10 protein-coding genes are annotated in these 10,629 nt (G+C 67.0%); 2 read left to right on the top strand and 8 right to left on the bottom strand.

Annotation, left to right across the window (positions count from 1 at the left end; translation table 11 throughout):
* Together N878_RS28835 and N878_RS03385 are read left to right on the top strand one after the other, a co-directional pair.
* Positions 1 to 235: hypothetical protein (locus N878_RS28835; RefSeq protein ID WP_036987297.1), on the top strand; the 235-nt coding region annotated here is incomplete at its 5' end.
* Positions 236 to 249: 14 nt separating this feature from the next.
* Positions 250 to 1,437: an HD domain-containing phosphohydrolase gene (locus N878_RS03385; protein WP_021442283.1), complete on the top strand. Its 1,188-nt coding sequence runs from the start codon at positions 250 to 252 to the stop codon at positions 1,435 to 1,437.
* Positions 1,438 to 1,573: 136 nt separating this feature from the next.
* Here the strand turns inward: N878_RS03385 and N878_RS03380 are convergent, their stop codons facing one another.
* From N878_RS03380 to N878_RS03345, 8 genes are all read right to left on the bottom strand, one after another.
* The gene (locus tag N878_RS03380) at positions 1,574 to 2,545 is read right to left on the bottom strand and encodes a peptide ABC transporter ATP-binding protein (RefSeq protein ID WP_021442282.1); all 972 of its coding nucleotides are present in this window, start codon (positions 2,543 to 2,545) and stop codon (positions 1,574 to 1,576) included.
* A complete protein-coding gene (locus N878_RS03375) occupies positions 2,542 to 3,507 on the bottom strand; it encodes an ABC transporter ATP-binding protein (protein ID WP_021442281.1) in 966 nt (321 codons plus the stop codon). Before N878_RS03375 ends, N878_RS03380 begins: the two co-directional genes overlap by 4 nt.
* A gap of 72 nt (positions 3,508 to 3,579) precedes the next feature.
* Entirely contained in the window at positions 3,580 to 4,482 is a 903-nt protein-coding gene (locus tag N878_RS03370; protein ID WP_021442280.1) for an ABC transporter permease subunit, read from the bottom strand.
* 117 nt (positions 4,483 to 4,599) lie between these two features.
* Positions 4,600 to 5,610 carry an ABC transporter permease subunit gene (locus N878_RS03365; protein WP_021442279.1) on the bottom strand — a complete coding sequence of 337 codons (1,011 nt, stop codon included), beginning with the start codon at positions 5,608 to 5,610 and terminating at the stop codon, positions 4,600 to 4,602.
* Between the two features lie 136 nt (positions 5,611 to 5,746).
* Positions 5,747 to 7,345, bottom strand: coding sequence for an ABC transporter substrate-binding protein (locus N878_RS03360; protein ID WP_021442278.1), 1,599 nt, complete (start codon positions 7,343 to 7,345; stop codon positions 5,747 to 5,749).
* A gap of 53 nt (positions 7,346 to 7,398) precedes the next feature.
* The gene (locus tag N878_RS03355; protein WP_031302691.1) at positions 7,399 to 8,997 is read right to left on the bottom strand and encodes an ABC transporter substrate-binding protein; all 1,599 of its coding nucleotides are present in this window, start codon (positions 8,995 to 8,997) and stop codon (positions 7,399 to 7,401) included.
* Positions 8,998 to 9,222: 225 nt separating this feature from the next.
* Positions 9,223 to 9,933, bottom strand: a complete 711-nt coding sequence (locus N878_RS03350; protein ID WP_021442276.1) for an SIMPL domain-containing protein — start codon at positions 9,931 to 9,933, stop codon at positions 9,223 to 9,225.
* 118 nt (positions 9,934 to 10,051) lie between these two features.
* A partial coding sequence (locus N878_RS03345; protein WP_256217934.1) for a DUF922 domain-containing protein occupies positions 10,052 to 10,629 on the bottom strand: 578 nt, incomplete at its 5' end.

Raw genomic sequence — 10,629 nt, 5'->3', positions numbered from 1 at the left:
GCGCGAGGTCGCCGTCGAGCCCGGCGAATTGCAGCGGGTCTGCCAGCAGCTGGCGCGGCTGCTCGACGAGGACGATCCGCGCAGCGGAAAACTGCTGGAGGAACAGCGCGAAATGCTGCAGAGCGCCTTTAATGAGGGATATGCCGCCATCGCCCGCGCGGTGCACGGCTACGATTTCGAACAGGGGCTGCTGGCCTTGCGCGAGGCGGCGGCCGAGCAGGGCATAGAGTGCTGAAACAGGGGGATGCGATGGTCGAGATGCTCGACAGGCCCGAGCAGGAGATGATCCTGGTGGTGGACGACACCCCGGACAACCTGCAGCTGATCAGCGAACTGCTGATCGACCGTTACCGGGTCAAGGTCGCCAACAACGGCGCCAAGGCCCTACGCATCGCCCAGGGCAGCCCGGCACCGGACCTGATCCTGCTCGACATCATGATGCCGGAGATGGACGGCTACGAAGTCTGTCGGCGGCTCAAGGCCGACCCGCAGACCCGCGACATTCCGCTGATCTTCCTCACCGCCAAGAGCGAGGTGGCCGACGAACAGCTGGGTTTCGACCTCGGCGCCGCCGACTACATCACCAAGCCGATCAGCCCGCCCATCGTCCTCGCCCGGGTCAAGGCGCAGCTGCAGCTCAAGGCCGCCACCGACTACCTGCGCGACAAGAGCGAGTACCTGGAGCTGGAGGTCAAGCGCCGCACCCGCGACATCCAGAAGCTGCAGGACGTGACCATCGAGGCCATGGCCAGCCTGGCGCTGATGCGCGACAACCCGCGCAGCCGGCACCTGCAGCGTATCGAGCGCTACATGACTTGCCTGGCCAAGGCCCTTGCCCGTCAGCAGCCGGCGCTAAGCGGCGAGCTGGACGCCGAGCGCATCGCCCAGCTGGGGCGTTCGGCCATGCTCCATGTACTGGGTCGTCTGACCCTGCCCGATCGCGTGCTGCTCAGCCACGGCGAGCCGAACGAGGCCGATCTGCGCCTGTTGCAGGAGGGCGTGACGGCCGGGCGCGACGCCCTGGAGCGCGCCGAGCGCAAGCTGGGCGGCAGCGCCGGTTTTCTCTGCGATGCCAAGGACATCGTCTACGGCCAGCACGAGCGCTGGGACGGCAAGGGCTACCCGCAGGGCCTGCACGGCGAGCAGATCCCGCTGTCGGCGCGGCTGATGGCGCTGATCGGCCATTTCGAGGAGCTGACCTGCCAGCATCCCTACCTGCCGCGCATCAGCCCGGCGCAGGCGGTGACGCAGATCGGCGCGGCCAGCGGCACGCGCTTCGACCCCATGGTGGTGCTGGCCTTCGTCGAAGCGACGCCGCAGTTCATTCGCATCGCCGAATCCCTGGCCGACGACGCCGCTGCCGTGGGCCTTGAGCTGCAGCGGCTGGAGGATTCGCTGGCAGAAAGCATCGAGCTGACCCTGCCGCCGGCGCCTTGAGTTGGCGAGGAGGTTTTCCCCCGGCTCATCGGTTGGGTTGAGGCGCCGACGACGAAGCCCAACGCCCCCCATGAGCGCTGCTCGGGGCTGCTCGTTGGGCTTCGTTGCGCTCAGCGCCAACCTACGGTTGAGCCTGCTAGCCGTTGATCCGCTCCACATGATGGCAGGCCACCTGGCGCGCTTCGATCAGGCGCAGCTCCGGGCGCTCGCCGCGGCAGCGTGCGTCGGCATGCGGGCAGCGCTGATGGAAGGCGCAGCCGGAGGGCGGGTCGAGCGGGTTGGGCAGCTCGCCGACTATCTTGATCCTGGGCTTGTGCGGATCGGGATGGAGGGTCGGGGTGGCCGACAGCAGCGCCTGGGTGTAAGGATGCAGCGGGCGATGGTAGATGGCGGCGCTGGCGCCCATCTCCACCGGGCGGCCGAGGTACATCACCAGCACCTCGTCGGCGACGTGGCGCACCACGGCCAGGTTGTGCGAGATGAAGACGTAGCCGGTGCGGTACTGCTCCTGCAGGTCCATGAACAGGTTGAGCACCTGGGCCTGGATCGACACGTCCAGCGCCGAGGTCGGCTCGTCCGCCACCAGCACCTTGGGTTGCAGCATCATGGCGCGGGCCAGGGCGATGCGCTGGCGCTGGCCGCCGGAGAACATGTGCGGGTAGCGCTGGTAATGCTCGGGGCGCAGGCCCACCTGCTGCATCATCGCCTGTACCCGCTCGCGGCGTTCGGCGCGGGACAGATCGGTGTTGATCAACAGCGGCTCGGCCAGCTGATCGCCAATCTTCTGCCGCGGGTTGAGCGAGGCATAGGGGTTCTGGAACACCATCTGCACGTCGCGGCGCAGCTGTTTGCGCTCGGCCCGGCTGGCGCCGGCAACCTCGCGCCCGGCGATCTGCAGGCTGCCGGCGCTGGGCTCTTCGATCAGGGTCAGGGCGCGGGCCAGGGTGGACTTGCCGCAGCCGGACTCGCCGACCACCGCCAGGGTCTTGCCGGCCTCGAGGCTGAAGGACACGCCGTTGAGCGCCTGCACCAAGGCCGCCGGCTTGAACAGGCCGCGCGAGACGCTGTAGTGACGGGTCAGCTCATGGGCTTGGAGAACGCTGTTCATCGGGCCACCTCCAGGGGAAAGAAGCAGCGCGCGGCGCCACGCTCGTGTGCGTCCAGCGCTGGGCGCTCCTCGCGGCAACGCGGCTGCACGTAGGGGCAGCGCGGTGACAGCAGGCAGCCCTGCGGACGGTCGTAGCGGCCGGGCACTATGCCGGGCAGCGTCGCCAGGCGGCGGGCGCCGGCGCTGTGTTCGGGGATGGCCTTGAGCAGCGCCTCGGTGTAGGGGTGGCTGGGCGCGTCGAACAGGGTCGGCACCCGGCCCAGCTCCACCGCTTGCCCTGCGTACATCACGCAGACGCGCTGGGCGGTCTCGGCGACCACCGCCAGGTCGTGGGTGATCAGCACCAGGGCCATGCCCTGGTCGCGCTGCAGGTTCAGCAGCAGTTCCATGATCTGCGCCTGGATGGTCACGTCCAGCGCCGTGGTCGGCTCGTCGGCGATCAGCAGCTTGGGTTCGGCGGCAATCGCCATGGCGATCGCCACGCGCTGGCTCATGCCGCCGGAGAGCTGGTGCGGGTAGGCATCCAGGCGGCTGGCGGCGGCGGGGATCTCCACCCGTTCCAGCAGCTCGAGGGCACGGGCGCGCGCCGCCTTGCCTTTCAGGCCCATATGCTGGCGCAGCACTTCCTCGATCTGGAAGCCCACGCTGTAGCTGGGGTTGAGCGCGGTCATCGGGTCTTGGAACACCATCGCCAGGTCCTTGCCGACGATATGCCGGCGCTGGCGGCCCTTCAGGCGCAGCATGTCGGTGCCGTCGAACTGCAGGCAGTCGGCATGGACGATGCCAGGCGCGTCGATCAGGCCCATCAGCGCCATCATGGTCACCGACTTGCCGGAGCCGGACTCGCCGACTATGGCCAGCACCTCACCCTTTTCCACGCAGAGGTCGAGGCCGTCGACCACCGGCACGGCATCGGCGGCGCCGAAGCGCACCGAGAGGTTGCGGATATCCAGCAGGCTCATGCATGGCCCCCCGTGTGGACCGGGGTAGGGAGCGCCATGCGCAGCGGGATCATCTTGTGCATACGGGCCTCCTCAGATGGCGTTCTTCAGTTTCGGGTCGAGCGCGTCGCGCAGGCCGTCGCCCATCAGGTTGATGGCCAGCACGCTGAGCAGAATCGCCAGGCCGGGCAGGGTCACCACCCACCAGGCGCGTTCGATGTAGTCACGCGCCGAGGCCAGCATGGTGCCCCACTCGGGCGTCGGCGGCTGCACGCCAAGGCCGAGAAAGCCCAGTGCGGCGGCATCGAGAATCGCCGAGGAAAAGCTCAGGGTGGCCTGCACGATCAAAGGCGCCATGCAGTTGGGCAGTACGGTGACGAACATCAGCCGCAGCAGGCCGGCGCCGGACAATTGCGCGGCGGTGACGTAGTCGCGGCCCAGCTCGCCCATCACCGCCGCGCGGGTCAGGCGCACGTAGCTGGGCAAGGAGACTATGGCGATGGCGAAGATGGTGTTGATCAGCCCCGGGCCGAGGATGGCGACGATGGCCACCGCCAGCAGCAGCGACGGCAGCGCCAGCATGACGTCCATCAGGCGCATGATGCCGGGGCCGAGCAGGCGCGGGAAAAAGCCGGCGGCCAGGCCCAGCAGGATGCCGGGAATCAGCGACAGCAGCACCGAGGCCAGGCCGATCAGCAGCGACAGGCGCGCGCCATGGATCAGCCGCGAGAGCAGGTCGCGGCCCAGCTCGTCGGTGCCGAGCAGGAAACGCCACTGGCCACCGTCCAGCCATACCGGCGGGGTGAGCAGGAAGTCGCGGTACTGCTCGCTGGGATCATGCGGCGCGATCCAGGGCGCGAACAGCGCGCAGAACAGCATCAGCAGCATGAACGCCAGGCCGGCGAGGGCGCCCTTGTTATGGCTGAAGGCCTGCCAGAATTCCTTCAGCGGCGAGGGGTAGAGCAGGCTCTGGTCGAGGCTGGTGGCGGCGGTCATGGGCGCACCTCGCGTAGGGTGGACGACGTTTCACCCGTCCACCGATGCCTTTTCACGGTGGATGAAAAGAGCGTCATCCACCCTAGGTGATCGATGTGGTTATGCATGGCGCCTTCCTTATTTCTGATGGCGAATACGGGGATTGGCCAGGCCGTAGAGGATGTCCACGGTGAAGTTGACCAGGATCACCAGGCAGGCGATCAGCAGGATGCCGTTCTGCACCACCGGGTAGTCGCGGGCGCCGATGGCCTCGATCAGCCATTTGCCGATGCCCGGCCAGGAGAAGATGGTCTCGGTCAGCACCGCGCCGGCCAGCAGGCTGCCGACCTGCAGGCCGAACACCGTCAGCACCGGGATCAGCGCGTTGCGCAGGCCATGCACGAAGACCACCCGCGCCGGCGACAGGCCCTTGGCCCGCGCGGTGCGGATGTAGTCCTCGCGCAGCACTTCGAGCATGGCCGAGCGGGTCATCCGGGCGATCACCGCCAGCGGGATGGTGCCGAGCACAATGGCCGGCAGGATCAGGTGGCGCAGGGCGTCGACGAAGGCGCCTTGCTCGTCGCTGAGCAGGGTGTCGATCAGCATGAAACCGGTGACCGGCGGGATGTCGTAGAGCAGATCGATACGCCCGGACACCGGCGTCCAGCCCAGGCCGACCGAGAAGAACATGATCAGCAGCAGGCCCCACCAGAAGATCGGCATCGAGTAGCCGGTCAGCGAGATGCCCATCACCCCGTGGTCGAACAGCGAGCCGCGCTTGAGCGCGGCGATCACCCCGGCGATCAGACCCAGGGTGCCGGCGAACAGCAAGGCTGCCAGGGCCAGTTCGACGGTGGCGGGGAACAGGCTGAGGAACTCGCGCCACACGCTTTCGCGCGAACGCAGCGACTCGCCCAGATTGCCGCTGGCGAGCTGGCCGATGTAGTCGAAGTACTGCTCATGCAGCGGCTTGTTCAGCCCCAGGCGCTCCATGGCCTGGGCGTGCATCTCCGGGTCGACGCGGCGTTCGCCCATCATCACTTCCACCGGGTCGCCGGGGATCAGGCGGATCAAGGCGAAGGTCAGCAGGGTGACGCCGAAGAAGGTGGGGATCAAAAGCCCCAGGCGTCTGGCGATAAAGGACAGCATCAGGCGGTTCTACTCCGTGGCGGGATGCGGGTGCCGGACTGCATGGTCCGGCGTTGTTGTGGTCGTGTCGTAGCCCGGATGCAATCCGGGGATAGGGCGCGAGAGGAGTCCCGGATCGCATCCGGGCTAGGGTTGTTCATGGCAGCTTCACCCGAGCGAAATTGTTCGACCCCAGCGGGCTCAGCACGAAGCCCTCGACACCCTTGCGCAGGGCGGCGAACTGTTTGGGGTGGGCCAGGGCGATCCAGGGCGCCTGCTTATGGAAGATCGCCAGGGCCTGGCGATACAGCGCGGCGCGTTTTTCCTGCTTGGGCTCGCGGCGCGCCTGAGCGATCAGCGTATCGAAGGCCTTGTCGCACCAGCCGGCCTGGTTCTCGCCGCTCTCGGCGGCGGCGCAGGACAGGTTGGGGGTGAGGAAGTTGTCCGGGTCGCCGTTGTCGCCGGCCCAGCCCATGAACACCAGGTCGTGCTCGCCGTTCTTGGCGCGCTTGATCAGCTCGCCCCACTCGAACACGCGGATGTCGCTGCGGATGCCGATGGCGGCGAGGTCGGCCTGCAGCATCTGCGCGCCGATGCCCGGGTTGGGGTTGGTCGGCCCGCCACCGGGGCGGGTCCAGATCGACAGGGAAAAGCCGTCGGCGTGACCAGCCTCGACCAGCAGGGCCTTGGCCCGTTCAACGTCATGCGGCCAGTCCGCGAGCTCGGGGTCATGGCCCCAGAGCGTCGCCGGGTAGGGCGCCACGGCCGGCGTGGCGTTGCCTTCGCCGTACTGCGCGCGGATATATGCAGCCTTGTCGAACGCCAGGTTCAGCGCCTGGCGCACGCGCACGTCGTCCAGCGGCGGGTGACGGGTGTTGATGCCGATATAGGCGGTCAGCAGCGAATCCAGTTCCAGCACCTGCAGTCTGGCGTCGGCCTTGAGCGCCGGGATGTCCACCGGGCGCGGGTAGAGGGCGATCTGGCAGTCGCCGGCCTTGAGCCGCTGCTGGCGCACGTTGGGTTCGGGGGTGATGGCCAGCACCAGGCGCTCGATCGCTGGCGCGCCATCCCAGTACTCCGGGTTGCCGCGAAAGCGCACCTGGGCGTCCTTGGCATAGCGCTCGAAGACGAAGGGGCCGGTGCCAATCGGCCGACTGTTGAGCCGTTCGGGCTTGTTCGTTGCGAGCAGATGCTCGGCGTATTCGGCCGAATAGATCGAGGCGAAGCCCATGGCCAGGTTGGCCAGGAAGGGCGCCTCCGGATGCCTGAGGACGAAGCGCACCCGATGTTCGTCGAGCTTGTCGATGCGCTCGATCAGCTTTGCCAGGCCCATGGCCTCGGCATAGGGGAAACCGCGCAGCGACAGCTTGTGCCAGGGATGATTCGGATTGAGCTGGCGCTGGAAGCTCCACAGCACGTCGTCGGCATTGAACGTGCGCGTTGGCGTGAAGTCGTTGTTGGCGTGAAATTTCACCCCCTGGCGCAGGGTAAAGCTGTAGCTCAGGCCGTCGGCGGAGATTTCCCAGCTTTCTGCCAGCGCCGGCACCAGCTCGGTGCTGCCGGGGGCGAAGGCCACCAGACGCTCGAACAGGGTCTCGGCCGTGGCGTCGGCGGTGGTGGCGGCGGTGTACTGGACGATATCGAAACCTTCCGGGCTGGCTTCGCTGCACACCACCAGATTATTCGCCGCCTGGACCTGTGCGCACAGCAAAGCGGCCAGCAGCAGGCCGCCGCGCTTAAAGGGCATGGAAGACATGTGAACTCCTGATCCGGGTAGAAACGGCGCACCCGCAGGCGCGCCGCCTGCCATCACTGGGCGATACCTACACCATAGAAGGAGTTGAGCGCGAAGGGGCTGATGCGGAAGTCCTGCACCTCCTTGCGCATCGGCTGGTACACGGTGGAGTGCGCCAGCGGGGTGATCGGCACCTCACGCTTGAGGATCACCTGCGCCTGCCGGTACAGCTCGGTACGCTCGGCCTGGTCGGTGGTGCGCTTGGCGGCCTTGACCAGCTTGTCGTAGTCCTCGAAGCACCACTTGGAGAAGTTGTTGCCGTCGACCGCGTCGCAGCCGTAGAGGGTACCGAGCCAGTTGTCCGGGTCGCCGTTGTCGCCGCTCCAGCCGATCAGCATGGCGTCGTGTTCGCCGGCCTTGGCGCGCTTGAGGTACTCGCCCCACTCGTAGCTGACGATGCGCGCCTGGATGCCGATCTTGGCCCAGTCTGCCTGCAGCATCTCGGCGATCAGCTTGGCGTTGGGGTTGTACGGGCGCTGCACCGGCATGGCCCACAGGGTGATCTCGGTGCCTTCCTCGACGCCGGCGGCCTTGAGCAGCGCCTTGGCCTTTTCCGGGTCGAAGGCCGGGTCCTTGATGGTCTCGTTATAGGACCACTGGGTCGGCGGCATGCCGTTGACTGCCAGCTGGCCGGCGTTCTGGTACACCGCGTCGAGGATCGCCTGCTTGTTCACCGCCATGTCCAGCGCCTGGCGCACCTCGAGCTTGTCGAACGGCGGGTGGGTGACGTTGTAGGCGATATAGCCGACGTTGAAGCCGGCCTGTTCGGGCATCTGCAGCTTGGCGTCCTGCTGCAGCGAGGCGATGTCGGCCGGGCGCGGGAACAGGGTGACGTGGCATTCGCCGGCCTTGAGCTTCTGCATGCGCACCGAGGCGTCGGTGTTGATGGCGAAGATCAGGTTGTCGATCTTCACGTCCTCGGGCTTCCAGTAGTCCTGGTTGCCCTTGTAGCGGATCACTGCGTCCTTCTGGTAGCGGCTGAACACGAAGGGGCCGGTGCCGATCGGCTTCTGGTTGATGTCGGCGGCCTTGCCGGCCTTGAGCAACTGGTCGGCGTACTCGGCGGACTGGATCGAGGCGAAGCTCATCGCCAGGTTCTGCACGAAGGCGGCGTCCACTTCGTTGAGGGTGAAGCGCACCGTCTGATCGTCCAGCTTTTCCAGCTTGGCGATATTGGCGTCCATGCCCATGTCGGTGAAGTAGGGGAACTCGGTGGGGTAGGCCTTGCGGAAGGGATGATCCTTGTCGAGCATGCGGCCGAAGGTGAAGAGCACGTCGTCGGCGTTGAATGCGCGGCTGGGCTTGAAGTACTCGGTGCTGTGGAACTTCACCCCGGGGCGCAGCTTGAAGGTGTAGACCAGACCGTCCTCGGACACCTCCCAGCTCTCGGCCAGGCCGGGCTCGACTTGGGTGCCGCCGCGCTCGAACTGGGTCAGACGGTTGAAGATGGTTTCCGCCGCGGCGTCGAAATCGGTGCCGGTGGTGTACAGGCCCGGGTCGAAACCGGCGGGGCTGCCTTCGGAGCAGAACACCAGGTTGGCGGCGCTGGCGAGGGGGGCGCTGGCGATCAGCCCAGCGGTAAGCAAAGCCTGGATAACGGCGTTCTTGCGCATCATGACCTCATCGTTGTTGTGGTTGTGATCCTTGAGGAGCCTCTTGTGGAGGCCACCGCCGAAACTATGCAGCCCTTGTGCCCGAGGCAAGCGCGATGTCGCACAGGAAATGGTTAGCGCTACAGCGCTGTAACTTGCTGTCGCATTTATGAAAATTTTGCAGGGAAAAGATGGCGAAACGCCGTTATCTGACGATAACGGCGTGGCCTTGTTGCGGGGCGTGGTTCAGGGCATCTGCACTTCGATGACGCCGTCGGCGCTGACCGTGACCTGGCTGGTGCCGGCCTCGATTTCCGGGGTGGGCGCCGCTTCCATCATCGCCATGCCCTTGGCAGCGTAGTGGCGTGGCATCGGCGGCTGGAAACCGCCGGTGTTGAGGTTGAGGCTGACCAGCTTGTAGCCCTTGCCGCCGAGCGCCTCGGTGGCTAGCTGGGCGCGGGCCTTGAAGGCATTCACCGCGTCCTTGAGCATGGCGTCCTCGCGGGTCTTGCGAGTGTCGGTGGCGATGCTGAAGTCCATGCCGGCCATCTTCATCTGTTGCAGCAACTCGCCGGTCAGTGCCGACAGGCGGGCGAAGTCGGCGCTTTCCAGGCGCACTTCGGCGCGCTCGCGCCAGGCGGTGATCTTCTGGCCCTTGTCGTCATACACCGGGTAGCTGTGACGGCTGCCCAGCTTGACCGAAACGCCACGGACCTGGCGCACTTGCTCCAGCGTCTGGTTGAGGCTGTTGGTGATCTCGGCGGCCAGCTTGGCCGGGTCGGCGTGCTGCGCTTCGGTATAGAGGGTGACGTGCATCAGGTCGTGGGCCACTTCCTGATTCACCTCGGCGCGCAGGGCGATCTGGTTGTAGCGCGCCTCCTCGGCCAGCAGGCCGGTGCTGGCCAGGCTGGCGGCGGTCAGGGCGAGGGCGGTGGCGATACGGGTCATGGTGCGCATGGGCGGTTCCTTGTCGATGGCCGATGGGCCGTTACGCGAGGGTAGACGAAGCAGAGTGACTGTTCGGTTTAATGGCGGTTCAACTTTTTTTGCCGCGTCGGCACCGGGTCGTGCCGGCTCAATCGTCCAGCCAGGCGCCCTGGGTTTCGCCGTGGCCGGTGTCGCGGTCGTAGCGGTGTTCGCGCTCGATATGGCGTTGCAAGGTGGCGTGGGCGCGGGCATTGGCCTGCTGTTCCAGGGTCTTGCAGTCCGCTTGCTCCGGCAGCGTCAGCAGCGCCGCGTCGATGGCCTGCGCCGCCGCCTGGCCGATGCGGTAGTGGCCCAGTTCGTGTTCCTCGAGCGCCGCCAGGTAGCGGGCGAAGCGCTGTTGCTGCTGGGCGTCGCCGCCGTGCAGGCGCGGCAGGGTGATGCTGGCCTGCAGCTGGGTGCTGCTGCGTTCGATACGGCAGCGGCCATCGCGCGCCTCCCGCCACCAGAAGCGCCATTCCACCTGCCAGCGGGTGAAGCCGTGGTAGGTCTGGCCGTCCAGGCGGATCGGCGAGGCGCTGTTCAGCGCCTGGCGCAGGCTGGCGTGCGCTTCAAGGCGGGCGTCGTAGTGGCGGTAGTCGAGCTGCTCGCGCACCTCGGCGTGCAGCGGCGCGGCCAGCAGCAGCGGCAGCAGGGCGCGCTTCATGACCGGCGCAGCCGTTCGCGGCC

It is taken from the genome of Pseudomonas sp. EGD-AK9, assembly GCF_000465935.2.
GTDB lineage: Bacteria > Pseudomonadota > Gammaproteobacteria > Pseudomonadales > Pseudomonadaceae > Aquipseudomonas.
The sequence above is the reverse complement of the archived record's forward strand: the minus strand, read 5'-3'. Positions and strand labels throughout refer to the sequence as shown.